Genomic DNA, 13,610 nt, shown 5'->3' on the forward strand with positions numbered 1-13,610 from the left:
GGGGAAATTCATTAGTCGAATAAATTCCTAGGGTTCATCAAATAATAACTTGAAACTAGATAAAGGAGGTACTTCTATAGTGTTTAAACATGTAAAAGATATGGAATACACCGTACATGTCGATAGACCCGATCCGCGCTTTGCTGTCTTGTTACTTGAGCAATTTGGGGGTGGCAATGGTGAGCTTAAGGCTGCCATGCAGTATTTCTCTCAGAGTTTAGGGTGTAATGATCCGAAGATCCGGGATTTGCTGCAAGACATCGCAGCTGAAGAGTTAAGCCATTTGGAAATGGTGGGTGAGTGTCTTGGCATGCTGATTGGTCCCGTCGATAACATTCCTAAAGATTTCTCCGCAAATCATATGGCCTTACTTGGAGGTGGACCGCTGCTGGTTAACTCCGCAGGAGTACCTTGGACAGCCAACTTCGTGAATTCAAATGGGGATATATATACGGATCTTTCGTCAAATGCAGGAGCGGAACTTCGGGCTAAGCTGATTTATGAGCGCCTTCTCCAGCAAACGGACGATGCAGGGGTTAAAGATATGATCCGTTTCCTCTTAAGTCGTGAGGAATCACATAACTTCTCGTTTATGCAAGCGATCGAGACTCTAAAAGGTAGTGGAGTGAACAAAGACTTCCGTGATTCCGATTTCTCGAAGAAATACATGAATATGTCGACAGGGCAGGGAGATAGTCGGGGCCCCTGGAACGAAGGTAATGGGATTTCTTATGAAGATAATCCTAATGAGAGATATGGTGGGCCAGCACAGTATGGCAAAGATCCTCAACCGGCAGGAACTAAGGAAGTGAAGCCTGGCTATAATGACCATACACGAAATAATCCACAGTATGCTCAACCACAACCTCCCAATAATACTGTAAACTAATAATTTTAGATAGATAAAGCTAAAGGGGCACGAGTTTACAACTCGTGCCCCTTTAGCTTTATTAGTCAAAAAGTTACTGATCATGATGACGACATAGACACTCGCTTTGCATAGCCAGGGCATTTGTGCAACTAAGGCGACGGAACAGAACTTGTCTAGTGTGGAATGTACTATGGATGGCATTGGTATTCGACTGAAGGCCAAAATCCGTAGGCTTGGCGCTAGCCATGCATTCCTTCATAGCTTTTAATCGTTATGTTCATGAGGATGGCTTGAATGTTTATAGTTATGCACGTGTCCGTGTCTGTGATCGTGGTCATGGTCATGGACATGATCGTCGTGCTGATGCTTGTGAACATTCTCATGACCTTGAGTAGCGTTATGATCATGAGAAAGCCCAAGGGCATGTGCTATTGTATGTTCTTTATCGGGGAGGGTATCAAACCAGCCGTTATTGGCATCCTCTTTACTGTCTAGAAAATGCATATAGGGTTTAATGTCTAGTAAGGGGGTTCCGTTATAGGCATCAATTCCTGAAATGACGAGTTCGTTACCCTGTATTTCCTTGAGTTTTACAATGCTCAGTCCGATGGGATTGGGTCTTTGAGGGGAACGGCTGGCAAAAAGTCCGATCTCAAGTTCAGGTGCCCAAGGAGATCGTGTTAACATTTCTGTGTAAGGAGTGGCTTGGTCAAGGTAATAGAGGATGTAGATATAATTGAAGGTATGTAAGGTTTCTAGAGCACTGGCATAGTCCGGATTTAATGCAATCCAGAAATCACCGGGTGCATCAGGAATCGGTTGATGCGGGGTATTTAGGTCAAAATAGGGCGTATGGATTGTGCCAATCGCTTGAAATGAGATAGACATAACTAACCCCTTTCTTTGCTAAATATTATCTATCTTTTCCAAAAGAATTCTGTGGTTGAGCAGGGCCATGTCTTTGATTTTAGCTTGGATAAACTTTTGCATTCCAAAAATATCTACAAGCTTAAGCCCATTTTCATAGGGCTCAATGGTATCGACCGCTTCCATAAACAAGACTTCATTTTCGCCTTCTTTAACATAAGCATTTGCTTCACACATCGTATTTTCTCCTTCACAAATAAATATTAAAAAAAGACCATAGACTTAGACGGCCCATGGAAGGGACTATAGCCTTTTACAATCATGACAGTAACCATAAATCTCCAACTTGTGTCCAGTCACGTCAAAATCAATCTTCTTTTTTAAAACTTGCTGAAGTTCTCCCATAGGACAGTCCTCAAGTGAGATTAACTTGTGGCACCCGACACATAAAAGATGATGTTTGTGCTCATGATGATTAAGTTCATACAAAGCTTTACCATCATCCACTCGATTGGACTTGATTACTAAGTTTTTAGAGGCAAAAGTATCGAGCGTCCTATAGACCGTCGATAAATCGATTGAGGCCGTCTTATCACGTAAGGTGATAAATAGTTGTTCAGCTGTAAGAGGGGATTCGGATTCTTCTAAGAGTTCTAGGATAGCATTTCTGTGCCGAGTGCTTTTAATACCTTCTCGGTGGAGTAGTTCTTTATATTTTGAGTTTTCGTCCAACAAGATCATTCCTTAATGCTTCAATTACTTTATCTATGTTTATTTTAATCCTTTTTAATATTTTAGCAATATTTTGCTTGTTTAATTATTCAGCGTCAATAAAAATGTGGTAACATAAAAATATTTTGGGTAATTTAAACGATTAAGAAGTAAGGTTATGGTTTACAATTGATAATAATAGAGTATAATTTATCATGAAGAGGCAAATGCAAATGCAAGGCAGTTGCAAATAGGAAGGGGTCATAATCCATATGTATTCGAAGAGGCCAAAATTTTTAGGGCTTGTGTTAATAAGCTTTTTAGTGTTGGGGTTGCTAAGTGGGTGTGGGACAAATAATGAGGCTAAAGCTACAGTAAGTCAAACTACAGATACCAAGACCGAGAGGGTCCTAACCATAGCTACTTCATTTTACCCCATGCATATCTTTACTTTAAATGTTGCCAAGGATATCCCTAATGTGAACGTTGTAAGTTTGACTAAGCCTACGACCGGATGCCTACATGACTATGCTGCTACGCCTGACGATATGAAGAATTTGGAGGGGGCACAAATCTTGGTCATTAATGGAGCTGGAATGGAATCATTTATGGACAAGGTTATTAGCCAAATGCCAGATTTAAAAATCATTGAATCCAGTCAAGGAATACCCTTAATTAAAGGAGAAGGGGATGAAGGGGATAATCCCCATGTTTGGTTAAGTATTACGGATGCCATTACCCAAGTGAAAACGATTGGAGATCAACTCGCTGTATTAGATCCGACCAATGCCTCAAAATATAAGGAAAATACCCAAGCCTATATTAAGAAGCTCGAAGTCCTAAAAACTAAGATGCATCAAACTTTAGCCGGGGTGCAACAACGCAATATCGTTACTTTCCATGAGGCATTTCCCTACTTCGCCAAAGAATTTGATTTGAACATTGCAGGGGTTATCGAACGTGAACCGGGTTCCGCACCCAGTGCCAAAGAATTGGGAGAAACAATAGAAAAGGTTAAGAGTCTGAAAATCAACGCTCTTTTTGCAGAACCACAATATCCTGTTAAAGCAGCCGATACCATTGCGAAAGAGACGGGCGCTAAAGTTTATACTCTTGATCCAATCGTAACGGGGCCTGCGGAGGCAGATGCCTATATTAATCTTATGGAAAGCAATCTCATAACTTTACAAGAGGCTCTAAAATGAAACATCACAAATGTGCCAATTCCGAATGTAAAATCTGTGAATGTGGTTTATGTTGCACCAAAATCAACAACTTTGGGGTTAAACGAAGCGGTATAGAAATATTAAAGGATGTCAATCTCCACATTCATTGTGGGGATTTGACGGCTATCATAGGTCCTAACGGTGCGGGGAAAAGCACGCTTCTAAAGGCTATTCTAGGAGAGATTTCCCATACTGGAGAACTCCAATTTCTTGATGCTAAAAATAAAGGAACAACGAGACCGTCCATGGGTTACGTTCCACAAAAGCTCGATTTAGACTCTAGCTCTCCTACTAGTGTCCTTGATTTATTTGCTGCAGCACATACCAATATCCCAATCTGGTTTACCTATCCTAAAAAGATACGCGAGCGTGTCAGAGAAAGCTTAGCACGTACTCAGGCTGAACACTTAATCAATAAACGCTTAGGTGCCTTATCCGGTGGGGAGCTACAAAGGGTCCTTTTAGCACTTGCCCTTGATCCGATTCCTCATCTCTTACTGCTGGATGAACCCGTATCGGGAATTGATCAGAAAGGTTTAGAGTTATTCTATAAAACCGTTTCGATCCTTAGGGATAATTATGATTTATCGATTATCTTAGTTTCGCATGATCTTAATTTGGTAGCGGAGTATGCAGATCGTGTAGCCTTCGTCAATAATAAGACGATTGGATGCTGTGGGACTCCACAAGAAGTTTTCAGCAATGAGAAAGTGATTCAAACCTTCGGTTTAGATTGGTCCAATCGTTTCCAAAAGGGTGAGAAGGATAGGGTGGATAATGTACTTATGGTATAGCCTAGTTGATTTACTACTTCCTTTCGAATGGATGCAATATGCATTTATGAAAAATGCTCTTCTAGGTGTATTGCTTGTAACCCCAATTTTTGGCTTGCTGGGTACTATGATCGTTAATAATAAAATGGCCTTCTTTTCAGATTCCTTGGGACATTCTGCACTAACAGGAATTGGAATTGGGGTTATATTGGGGTTCAAAAATCCAATCTGGTCAATACTCTTCTTCTCTGTGTTGATTACTATAGCGATTCTTATCGTCAAAGAAGCGAACACGGCTTCGACGGATACGATCATCGGGGTATTTTCCTCGACAGCGGTTGCGCTGGGCATAGTCATACTTTCACGAAATGGTGGTTTTAACAAATATTCTGGGTATCTGATCGGGGACTTGTTAAGTATTAGTCCGTCAGATTTGTTGACACTTGGAATTGTTTTTATACTTGTCCTCTTATTATGGATCGTAATTTTTAATAAGCTGCTTCTAGCGAGTCTGAACCAATCTTTGGCACGTAGCAGAGGGATTAGTGTTAGACTCTATGAATACTTATTTACCATAATTATGGCGGTTATCGTAACGATATCAATACAATGGGTGGGGATACTGATTATTAGTTCACTCCTAATCATACCTGCAGCTTCTTCGAGAAATATTGCTAAAAATATGAGGCAATATCATATTTACTCAGTTTTGATTGCTCTGATTTCAGGACTATCGGGCTTAATCTTATCCTACTTTTGGGGAACAGCTACCGGGGCGACGATCGTCTTGGTAGCTTCAGGATTCTTTGCACTTACTTTTGTCATGAAATTAAGACTTGGGTAGGGCTAAGGATATCAGATTGGTTAGGAGGTACGCAGTTCAATCGACTAACATTTCTTTGATGATACTTTTCACTTCTAGTATTTCTGCAGTATTTAAATTACCAATTTTCTCGCATAATCTCGTTTTATCAATGGCCCGAATCTGGTCTAATACAATCCACCCATTCACATCATCCACTGTCACTTTAATACGAGTAGGATACCCTGATCTTCCTCGACTTGTCACTGGAGCGATAATAATTGTTTGAAGATGCTCATTCATTTCCGAAGGGGAAATAACCAGGCATGGTCTGGTTTTATTAATCTCTGCTCCTTTAGTAGGATTAAGATCTATCCAATATAAAGAATATTGATTAATGATTTGGTTCATCCCAAGCCTCCAACGTTTCATTGTCGATTTCTTCAGGGATCAGTAAACTATCATCGTTATTTTTATGCATAAGTTCAAAAGCTTTAGCCCAGCCTTGGCGAGGAGTTATTACTGGTTTTATGATGATGCAGTTATCTTTAATTTCCAATTCTACTTTCGTATCTATCCCACATTGTTTTAAGACTGCAAGAGGAAGCCGAATTCCTTTGGAATTACCGATTTTGATAATATCCATTTGCATTGTAATTTCTCCTTATAAGTTATTACTTTGTAATTACATTTTATCAGTTCTATGATGTTTATACAAGATTTTCGATAGCCTGTGGATTGGTTAGAGAATTCATGCTTGACACATTAGGCTAATATACGATAGCATGATAACAATTGAATATTGGAAAATAAAGGTGCAAGTACTAAGAGTACAGCTTAAAAGGGAAGCAGGTAAAAGTCCTGCACGGTCCCGCCACTGTAATGGGGAGATGTTTCATACTATAGGCCACTGGTAATACCGGGAAGGCGTGAAGCATTAATGAACCAAAGTCAGAAGACCTGCCTTTATTAATGAACCAATAACTCTACGAGCGATAGGGGGGGTTCCATAAGTAAGTGTTGTATCCAGGGATATACACAGCCTCTTGGCGCTCATCGTCGAGGGGCTTTTTAATTGGAAATATTGGAGGGTGTTTAACCGATGATAACAGAAATTATTAAACGAAATGGGAGAATTGAGTCTTTCAATCAAGAGAAAATAGTGCATGCAATTTATAAAGCTGCCACGGCGTGTGGAGGATCGGACTATGAGCGTGCTGAGGAAATAGGCAGACAGGTTGTAGATGTAATACAAAGAAATTTTAGGGACAAGCAACCGGATGTAGAATCGATCCAAGATCTCGTCGAAAAAGTCCTCATAGAAAACGGACATGCCAAAACAGCCAAAGCATTCATACTTTACCGTCAAAAAGGAAAAGCACCCGTAAAATGGATGCGCTTATTGGAGCTACCATTGGAATGTTTTCCGACTACTTAGGAGATAAGGACTGGCAAATTTGTGAGAATGCGAACACACAAAAAAGTATTAATGAGTATGTAATTCTAAGTTGTGATTTTATCAAGTGTCCTAAAGAATTACTATTGCCAAAAGCACGTTGATTGTCCATTTCAACGTGCTTTCAGTGTATTATGCCTGTCAACATCCTCCCGCAAGACGAGAGAAGATGTTGACAGGTAAGTTTAGGAAATCCCTTCCCAACAGCCGGAGGGACTACTGTTTAAAGAAGGCACTTCCGACATTAAGCCCACCTTGGAGAAAGGCACCCTCCGTATGAGACTAAACTTCCTTTTTCTAGGATGGTGATCTCGGCATTCTGATTTATACGCCTTAGACGTGCAGCTACTTTGGACCAATTGCGACCCCACCTACAATTATTACTTTCATGTTAGCTCCCCCTCAAATTGATAAATTAAGAAAGAATGCACAATATCTATTCTTCTAAAAACTCTATCGTATCTAAGAAAGCAGGTTTACTGACTCCTGTAGACGACCCTGTTTTTATTTGAAGTACTGTTCCTTTAGTATGCAGAGGAAGCGGAGCAATGCCCATCTCTTGGCTGAAGACCTTACGAATTTCTTTCATGAGAATGGCGTTATCTAAGCCCAGCGGACAGGTTTGAGCACAACGACGGTAAAGATTACAGCGATAGGCTAATTCTCCAAGTCGAGCAATCGTTTCCCAGTTCACATCGATATCTGCTCCGACAAAACTGCCTAACAGCTTACCACTTGTGGTAAAATACTTCTTAACAATTTTTCTGAGGACTTCAGAACGGAAAATTGGACGATATAGCTCATTTTTACCGGACGCTTCGTAGATATGGCAGGCCGCTGAGCACGTATCACATTTTGCACAGTATTCAAAGGACAATAAGAGCGGTTGGAGTACTCCATTGTTGGCATCCGAAAAGCTCTTTTCTAAGCCGCTAGGAACTTTCGTACAAACTCATCTTCTTCCGCATTACTTTTTGGGCGAGTTAACGTATCGATGCCAACGTAGCCATCTAAAGAAGTACAGTATTTTTCTTTCCAGGCAGGCTTAGGATCGGTTAATGGGGGTTCCATTCCTGGCTTATCATAGGGCGGGAATAAAAACATTAGCTGTTCGGGTTCGAGTTTGATTAGTTGCTCATCCGATCGTCCCATATCCTTTGGACGTAAATCTTTTTGATTTATCATACTCAGCTCTCCTCTTTCCACAAAGTTAACTCTCAAAAATTTGTCGTTATTCCTTGGGTGCTTTCGGGGCTTCATTATGAAGTAAATAAAAAAGATGTAGTCAGATTATGCTAATAATTAATGATGCATGCCCCATCTCGACTAGGCACCCTAATTACCTCCTTTTGGTTATTGACATATGTCTTTTAAGTACAATTATACCCCTTAATGGACATATGTCAATTATTAGTTTCGACTATATCCGCTATCAGGACATCTCCGTTCATAGACCAGACAACGGTATTAAGGCTGAGCAGTAAATAATAAAGGAAAAAATTGACTGTAGACTTGAAGTAAAAGTGGCACAGAAGACGGCGGTTTTCTGCACTAGAAAAACCATGGGTAGAAAAGCCTTTATTGGTTATTGACATATGTTCAAAATGGAGTACAATAAATCCAATAGGGCATATGTCAATAACTGAGAGGGGGTTATAAGGATGCCAAGAGGGGATGGAACAGGTCCGATGGGGCGTGCAGCAATGAATAGAAGAAGCTCGGGATTTTGCTATGGAGCAAATCCTAATCCTAATGGTGTTGGCTTAGGACCAGGATTAGGGGCAGGGTACAGAAGAGGTCCTAGAAGAAATTTCGTGACTGATCCTCCAACAGGATCAAAAACTCAAAAAGAAGTGCTGAAAGAGCAAAAAGAGCTGCTTGAAAACAAGCTTGAGATCATAAGCAGGCAATTACAGAGCTTGTGAGGCAGCAACGTAGCAGGGGGACGCTCCTATAACGTTTGTACTATTCAGAAAGAATCACTTTCAGGAGTGTCCCTTCTCGCCTTCCGCAAAAACGTCATATCGCCATCACGACACCTTGCTATTCATGGCGGAGTTCTAACCTCGAACGCCCTGTTCGAGTCATGGCTACAGCAATCCATGGCCAACGCATAGGTACAACTAGGCGGCCGACTAACGCTAAGGCTTGGCGTCAGCCAAGTTTTCCTTATCGCAAATTGAGGTGAAAGAATTATGCCAAGGCCAAGAAAATGGAGAAAAGTGTGTTGCTTGCCTGAAAGCAACCGATTTGGGCCACTGAACGCTTCGATTAATCAAGAGCAGTTTGTTACTATGACGATTGACGAGTATGAAACGATACGACTCATTGACTTAGAAGGGTTTACGCAGGAAGAGTGTGCCGACCAAATGAAGATCGCTCGCACAACCGTTCAGCGTATTTATAATGATGCGCGAAAAAAACTTGCAGAGTCTCTAGTCAATGGAAAGGTTCTAAGGATTGAGGGCGGAGATTACAAGCTTTGTGACGGTCTTGAAAAATCCTGCGGGTGTGGCGGTTGCCGCAGACATCGATGCGGCAGAGAAATAAGGGAAGATAATTGCGGAGGTGAATGATGATTTATTCTGAGAAAGTGATGGAACACTTTCAGTGTCCTCAAAATGCCTATAGCATGCCAGATGCTAATGCTCAAGGAATCTATGGAGATCCTTCATGCGGAGATGCGCTTATCATTTTTTTAAAGGTACAGGATAATTATATTCAAGAGATCAGTTACCTGGTGTTTGGTTGTTGTGCATCGATTGCCACAGCCAGTATGACGTCTGTCTTAGCTAAGGGAAAAAGCTTAGAGGATGCCTTAGCGATTACCGAAGAAGATATTATCCAGGCTCTGGATGGACTCCCTGAAGCTAAAGTCCATTGCTCCAACCTGGGAGTGAGTGCCTTACGCAATGCTATCAATAATTATTATGAAACTTTAAAAACCAGACCAAAGGAGGATTCTCAATGAAAATTGCCATTCCAATTGATGATAAATCCATGGAAACGAGTGTATGCCCATCCTTTGGACGCACACCTTATTTTCTTATTTATGATACAGAATCAAAGGAAAGCGTTTATTTAGATAATAGTGCAGCAGCCAGCCAAGGTGGTGCAGGGATCAAGGCTGCGCAGACCATTGTAGATAATAAGGTAAGTGCTTTACTGACTCCACGATGTGGGGAGAATGCTGCGGAAGTTTTAAAAGCAGCCAATATCAAACTATACAAGACGGTCGATGCTTCTATCGTGCACAATATCAAGGCTTTTAATGATGGGCAGATATCCTTACTGGAAGATATCCATCCTGGATTTCATGGTCATGGGGGCTAATAATATGAAGATAGCTGTGCTAAGCGGTAAAGGCGGCACAGGCAAAACACTTGTATCTGTAAATTTGGCTGCCTCAGCCAAGGAATCCATTTATATTGACTGTGATGTCGAAGAGCCAAACGGGCATCTATTTTTCAAGCCCAAGGATCTTCAATCAGAAAAGATTTCGAGCAAAATTCCCTTCGTGAATCCTGAGCTTTGTAATGGCTGCCGTAAATGTGTTGATTTTTGTAAATTCAATGCCTTAGCCTATATCCTCAACAAGCTGATCGTTTTTGATCAAGTTTGTCATTCCTGTGGAGGCTGCACACTGCTATGTCCTGAAAACGCCTTGTCGGAAAAAGAAAAAATCATCGGAGAGGTTCAAAGAGGAATTTCAGAAAATGTTACTGTCATTACAGGGGTGTTAAATACTGGTGAAGCATCCGGCGTTCCTATTATCAAAAAACTATTGAATGACATCCCAGCAGGGAAAGAAATAACCTTGATTGATTGTCCACCAGGGAGCGCCTGTATTGTCATGGAAAGCATCAAGGATGCGGACTATTGTATTTTGGTAGCAGAGCCCACTTTGTTTGGAGTTCATAATCTTACGATGGTCTATGAACTAGTCAGGTTGTTTGATAAACCGCATGGTGTGGTGCTGAACAAGTGTCTGAAGGAAGACAATCCTTCAGAGAAATTCTGCTTAGAAAAGGATATAAAAATTCTAGGCAAGATTCCGTTCGACAATGAGCTTGGGACCCTGAATTCAAATGCCCTGATATCAGCCAGAGAGACTAAAAAGTATCGGGATTGGTTCTCATCCCTGCTTCAAACTGTGACTAAGGAGGTGCAGCATGAACCAGTTATTAATCCTTAGTGGCAAGGGCGGAACGGGAAAAACAACGATTGCCAGCGCTTTTATCAAGTTATCAGAAGCGAATGCCTTTGCTGATTGTGATGTGGATGCACCTAATTTGCATTTGGTCATGAATCAGTCATCGGAAGCCAAACGATCAGACTATTATGGGTTGCCCAAGGCTGAAATCAACCTAGATTTATGTGTGCTATGTGATCTGTGCAGACATAATTGCCGGTTTGAAGCCATTTATGTGGAGGCTGGATATAAGGTTGATGGCTATGCTTGTGAAGGCTGTGGTGTTTGTGAAGCCGTATGTCCGGTGGGGGCCGTATCACTTAAACCTGGCATAGCCGGGGAATTAATGCTGTATGTGAGTGATACCGTGTTTTCAACAGCAGAGCTAAGAATGGGGAGCGGCACCTCAGGTAAGCTGGTCACGGAGGTAAAAAAGCAGCTGAAATCAGCAGCTAACGAAGCCGAACTTGCAATCATTGATGGGTCGCCGGGTATAGGATGTCCGGTTATCGCATCGCTTAGTGGGGTCGATCTGGTCTTAATCGTTGCAGAACCTTCTATATCAGGCATCAGCGATATGGAACGTATCATTAAAACTGCGGATAAATTCCAAACGCCTATCGCCATTTGCGTTAATAAATATAACACCAACCTAGAAAATACAAAAAAAATAGTGTCATTTTGTCAAAAGCTCAATCTGCCTTTCGTTGGAAAAATACCCTTTGACCCAGCTGCTGTAAAAGCAATCAATATGGGTCAGAGTATCGTTGAGTTAGATTGTCCAGCAGGACATGCTGCCAAAGATGTTTTTGCTAAAACGATGAAACTACTCAGCAGAACCAGGGCGATAAAATCATTAGGAAGTAATGGGAACTCAAATGACTATATTATCATCAAGGAGAGGAGAGAATTAAATGAGCGAAAATTGTAATGAAAATTGCAACACCTGTCGATTAACCTACTTTTAGAAAATGACACAGACCCTGTAATCTGGAGGGGACCTCTTACTGTATTCCAATCCATCGCTGTTGATGAAATAATCATTGTGACGTCTCCTCAGGAGCTTGTTTCAATGATAGTATCCAAGGCGGTCAGGATGGCTAAAATGATGAACATTCCCATCACAACCTAGATATTCTTGCTAAATTGCCCATTGATCCCAAAATTGCAGCAGCCTGTGACAAAGGGGTGATAGAACTTATTGATGGTGATTGGTTAAATAAGATCACAGAAATTTTAGAAAAAATGGAGGAAGTAAAATGAAAATCGGAGTAGCAAGTATGAATGAAATGGTGACAGAGCATTTTGGTTATTGTGAGAGCTTCAATATTTTTGAAGTGGAAAACAATCAAATTGTTAAAAGTGAGTCAATACCGAACCCCGGACATAAGCCTGGATTCTTACCTAATTTTCTGAATGACATGGGATTGAATGTGATCATATCCGGCGGGATGGGTGGCAGCGCAATAGCAATATTTAATGAAAAAGGCATCGAAGTAATTACCGGTGCCAAAGGAAATGCCAAGGCTGCAGCAGAACAATACATGCAAGGCGCGCTCAAATCCACGGGCTCTGTTTGCCATGATCATCAGCACCACGATGAATGCGGTCATTAAGAAGAGTTAATTTAGAAGTAAATCTAAAGAGTTATGAATTTAAAAATGATGGACACGCTTAACGTAAAAATCCTTCTATGGTAGATCGAGATTATCTATTACAGAAGGATTTTTAGTATGGGGGGATTAGTTACAGCCCCTTAGTTTTTGTCATCGTTAACACTGACTCTGGTCAAAAAACCAGCAAAAATTGGCTTTTACAATTACAAAGATTTAACGGAATACTTACGAAGTTTTTACAGTGGGGTTGTCTCTTTATTTTTTAATCGGAGTGGAGGATAACTCTACGAGCGATAGAGGAGGTATTATTAGTGCTGAACAAATGCTTATCAGTATTTTTAGCCTCTTGACCAATGGGTTAAGACTCCCTGATGCAGCAACGCGTACTGTGTGCCATCGGTACTTCTTGTTCACCACGCTGGGTACTGGCGGATGAACCGACCAAGGGCCTTGACCGGGATCTGCGCGAGCAGGTTTACGAAACGCTTGTTTCGATGAAACTGCAGGGTGTAGACGGGATGATTGTCATTACCCATGACCTTGTGTTGGCTGAAAAGCTGTGTGACTGTGTGGCAGTGATGTACAGCGGAGAGATTTTGGAAATGGGGCAGGATGTTCTGAAAACTCCGCTGCATCCCTACACGCAGGCATTTCTTGCCTCACTTCCTCAAAATGGGATGGAGCCCATGTCAGGTATGCCCCCGGCACCCGGAGAAAGCTTTACTGGCTGCAAATTTGCGCCCCGCTGTATACACCGTACTGTGCGCTGCACGGCGGAAAAACCGAATTCTTATGAACACGGCGGCAGGATTGTGAGGTGCTTTTTGTATGCTTGAAGCCCGCGAAGTTTGTAAGACTTTTCGCAGGGGTTGGGGACGCAAGTCCTTTTTGGCTCTTGACAATGTCAGCTTGCAAATTGATAGGGGGGAAACCCTTGGTCTGATGGGACGACCTAGCGGTTGTGGCAAAAGCACTTTAGCTCGTATTCTGCTGCGCTTGATTCCAAGCGATGGCGGCGGAGTGTTCTACAAAACGTGTTTGCTCCTAAAGTCGTTATTAAACTTCATGCTTGACACATTAGGCTAATATACGATAA

19 protein-coding genes, 3 pseudogenes and 1 riboswitch are annotated in these 13,610 nt (G+C 41.6%); of the genes and pseudogenes, 16 read left to right on the forward strand and 6 right to left on the reverse strand.

Annotation, left to right across the window (positions count from 1 at the left end; genetic code table 11):
• Positions 1 to 79 precede the first annotated feature (79 nt).
• On the forward strand, positions 80 to 889 hold the full coding sequence (locus tag ACYQ3Q_RS26050; RefSeq protein ID WP_459931330.1) for a manganese catalase family protein: 810 nt from the start codon (positions 80 to 82) through the stop codon (positions 887 to 889).
• Between the two features lie 246 nt (positions 890 to 1,135).
• Here ACYQ3Q_RS26050 and tsaA read toward each other — a convergent pair whose 3' ends face one another.
• The 3 genes from tsaA to ACYQ3Q_RS26065 all read right to left on the reverse strand — a co-directional run bounded on the left by tsaA (position 1,136) and on the right by ACYQ3Q_RS26065 (position 2,479).
• The gene (gene tsaA, locus ACYQ3Q_RS26055) at positions 1,136 to 1,759 is read right to left on the reverse strand and encodes a tRNA (N6-threonylcarbamoyladenosine(37)-N6)-methyltransferase TrmO (RefSeq protein ID WP_459931331.1); all 624 of its coding nucleotides are present in this window, start codon (positions 1,757 to 1,759) and stop codon (positions 1,136 to 1,138) included.
• Between the two features lie 18 nt (positions 1,760 to 1,777).
• Positions 1,778 to 1,975 (reverse strand): CooT family nickel-binding protein, encoded by a 198-nt coding sequence (locus ACYQ3Q_RS26060; protein WP_459931332.1) that lies wholly within the window; start codon positions 1,973 to 1,975, stop codon positions 1,778 to 1,780.
• A gap of 66 nt (positions 1,976 to 2,041) precedes the next feature.
• Positions 2,042 to 2,479, reverse strand: coding sequence for a Fur family transcriptional regulator (locus tag ACYQ3Q_RS26065; RefSeq protein WP_459931333.1), 438 nt, complete (start codon positions 2,477 to 2,479; stop codon positions 2,042 to 2,044).
• A 242-nt stretch (positions 2,480 to 2,721) separates the two neighbouring features.
• Here ACYQ3Q_RS26065 and ACYQ3Q_RS26070 point away from each other — a divergent pair, with 242 nt between their 5' ends.
• From ACYQ3Q_RS26070 to ACYQ3Q_RS26080, 3 genes are read left to right on the forward strand one after another with little or no spacing between them, the layout of a single operon-like run.
• Entirely contained in the window at positions 2,722 to 3,654 is a 933-nt protein-coding gene (locus ACYQ3Q_RS26070; RefSeq protein ID WP_459931334.1) for a metal ABC transporter substrate-binding protein, read from the forward strand.
• Positions 3,651 to 4,469, forward strand: coding sequence for a metal ABC transporter ATP-binding protein (locus tag ACYQ3Q_RS26075; protein WP_459931335.1), 819 nt, complete (start codon positions 3,651 to 3,653; stop codon positions 4,467 to 4,469). The genes ACYQ3Q_RS26070 and ACYQ3Q_RS26075 overlap by 4 nt, the downstream gene beginning before the upstream one ends.
• A complete protein-coding gene (locus ACYQ3Q_RS26080; protein ID WP_459931336.1) occupies positions 4,453 to 5,292 on the forward strand; it encodes a metal ABC transporter permease in 840 nt (279 codons plus the stop codon). Before ACYQ3Q_RS26075 ends, ACYQ3Q_RS26080 begins: the two co-directional genes overlap by 17 nt.
• 36 nt (positions 5,293 to 5,328) lie before the next feature.
• On the opposite strand, the gene ACYQ3Q_RS26085 is transcribed toward ACYQ3Q_RS26080, so the two are convergent.
• Together ACYQ3Q_RS26085 and ACYQ3Q_RS26090 are read right to left on the reverse strand one after the other, a co-directional pair.
• On the reverse strand, positions 5,329 to 5,661 hold the full coding sequence (locus ACYQ3Q_RS26085) for a type II toxin-antitoxin system PemK/MazF family toxin (RefSeq protein WP_459931337.1): 333 nt from the start codon (positions 5,659 to 5,661) through the stop codon (positions 5,329 to 5,331).
• On the reverse strand, positions 5,645 to 5,902 hold the full coding sequence (locus ACYQ3Q_RS26090) for an AbrB/MazE/SpoVT family DNA-binding domain-containing protein (protein WP_459931338.1): 258 nt from the start codon (positions 5,900 to 5,902) through the stop codon (positions 5,645 to 5,647). Before ACYQ3Q_RS26090 ends, ACYQ3Q_RS26085 begins: the two co-directional genes overlap by 17 nt.
• A 144-nt stretch (positions 5,903 to 6,046) precedes the next feature.
• Positions 6,047 to 6,232: riboswitch (cobalamin riboswitch) on the forward strand.
• Between the two features lie 120 nt (positions 6,233 to 6,352).
• Here ACYQ3Q_RS26090 and ACYQ3Q_RS26095 point away from each other — a divergent pair.
• Positions 6,353 to 6,741 (forward strand): annotated as a pseudogene (locus ACYQ3Q_RS26095) (ATP cone domain-containing protein); the annotation flags it as partial.
• A 404-nt stretch (positions 6,742 to 7,145) separates the two neighbouring features.
• Here ACYQ3Q_RS26095 and ACYQ3Q_RS26100 read toward each other — a convergent pair.
• Positions 7,146 to 7,891 (reverse strand): annotated as a pseudogene (locus tag ACYQ3Q_RS26100) (4Fe-4S dicluster domain-containing protein); the annotation flags it as partial.
• A gap of 476 nt (positions 7,892 to 8,367) precedes the next feature.
• Here ACYQ3Q_RS26100 and ACYQ3Q_RS26105 point away from each other — a divergent pair.
• From ACYQ3Q_RS26105 to ACYQ3Q_RS26155, 11 genes and pseudogenes are all read left to right on the forward strand, one after another.
• The gene (locus tag ACYQ3Q_RS26105) at positions 8,368 to 8,631 is read left to right on the forward strand and encodes a DUF5320 domain-containing protein (RefSeq protein WP_459931339.1); all 264 of its coding nucleotides are present in this window, start codon (positions 8,368 to 8,370) and stop codon (positions 8,629 to 8,631) included.
• A gap of 270 nt (positions 8,632 to 8,901) precedes the next feature.
• Positions 8,902 to 9,282 carry a DUF134 domain-containing protein gene (locus tag ACYQ3Q_RS26110; protein ID WP_459931340.1) on the forward strand — a complete coding sequence of 127 codons (381 nt, stop codon included), beginning with the start codon at positions 8,902 to 8,904 and terminating at the stop codon, positions 9,280 to 9,282.
• Entirely contained in the window at positions 9,279 to 9,677 is a 399-nt protein-coding gene (locus tag ACYQ3Q_RS26115) for an iron-sulfur cluster assembly scaffold protein (RefSeq protein WP_459931341.1), read from the forward strand. Before ACYQ3Q_RS26110 ends, ACYQ3Q_RS26115 begins: the two co-directional genes overlap by 4 nt.
• Positions 9,674 to 10,039, forward strand: coding sequence for a NifB/NifX family molybdenum-iron cluster-binding protein (locus tag ACYQ3Q_RS26120; protein ID WP_459931342.1), 366 nt, complete (start codon positions 9,674 to 9,676; stop codon positions 10,037 to 10,039). The genes ACYQ3Q_RS26115 and ACYQ3Q_RS26120 overlap by 4 nt, the downstream gene beginning before the upstream one ends.
• Before the next feature lie 4 nt (positions 10,040 to 10,043).
• Positions 10,044 to 10,901 (forward strand): nucleotide-binding protein, encoded by an 858-nt coding sequence (locus tag ACYQ3Q_RS26125; protein ID WP_459931343.1) that lies wholly within the window; start codon positions 10,044 to 10,046, stop codon positions 10,899 to 10,901.
• Positions 10,879 to 11,829: an ATP-binding protein gene (locus tag ACYQ3Q_RS26130; protein WP_459931344.1), complete on the forward strand. Its 951-nt coding sequence runs from the start codon at positions 10,879 to 10,881 to the stop codon at positions 11,827 to 11,829. The genes ACYQ3Q_RS26125 and ACYQ3Q_RS26130 overlap by 23 nt, the downstream gene beginning before the upstream one ends.
• A gap of 15 nt (positions 11,830 to 11,844) precedes the next feature.
• Positions 11,845 to 12,161 (forward strand): annotated as a pseudogene (locus tag ACYQ3Q_RS26135) (P-loop NTPase); the annotation flags it as partial.
• The gene (locus ACYQ3Q_RS26140; protein ID WP_459931345.1) at positions 12,158 to 12,514 is read left to right on the forward strand and encodes a NifB/NifX family molybdenum-iron cluster-binding protein; all 357 of its coding nucleotides are present in this window, start codon (positions 12,158 to 12,160) and stop codon (positions 12,512 to 12,514) included. The pseudogene ACYQ3Q_RS26135 and the gene ACYQ3Q_RS26140, both read left to right, overlap by 4 nt.
• A 271-nt stretch (positions 12,515 to 12,785) precedes the next feature.
• The gene (locus ACYQ3Q_RS26145; protein WP_459931346.1) at positions 12,786 to 12,950 is read left to right on the forward strand and encodes a hypothetical protein; all 165 of its coding nucleotides are present in this window, start codon (positions 12,786 to 12,788) and stop codon (positions 12,948 to 12,950) included.
• A gap of 58 nt (positions 12,951 to 13,008) precedes the next feature.
• Positions 13,009 to 13,350 carry an oligopeptide/dipeptide ABC transporter ATP-binding protein gene (locus ACYQ3Q_RS26150; RefSeq protein WP_459931347.1) on the forward strand — a complete coding sequence of 114 codons (342 nt, stop codon included), beginning with the start codon at positions 13,009 to 13,011 and terminating at the stop codon, positions 13,348 to 13,350.
• Entirely contained in the window at positions 13,343 to 13,600 is a 258-nt protein-coding gene (locus ACYQ3Q_RS26155; RefSeq protein WP_459931348.1) for an ATP-binding cassette domain-containing protein, read from the forward strand. Before ACYQ3Q_RS26150 ends, ACYQ3Q_RS26155 begins: the two co-directional genes overlap by 8 nt.
• The last annotated feature ends 10 nt before the right edge of the window (positions 13,601 to 13,610 follow it).

It is taken from the genome of Desulfosporosinus burensis (assembly GCF_054657535.1).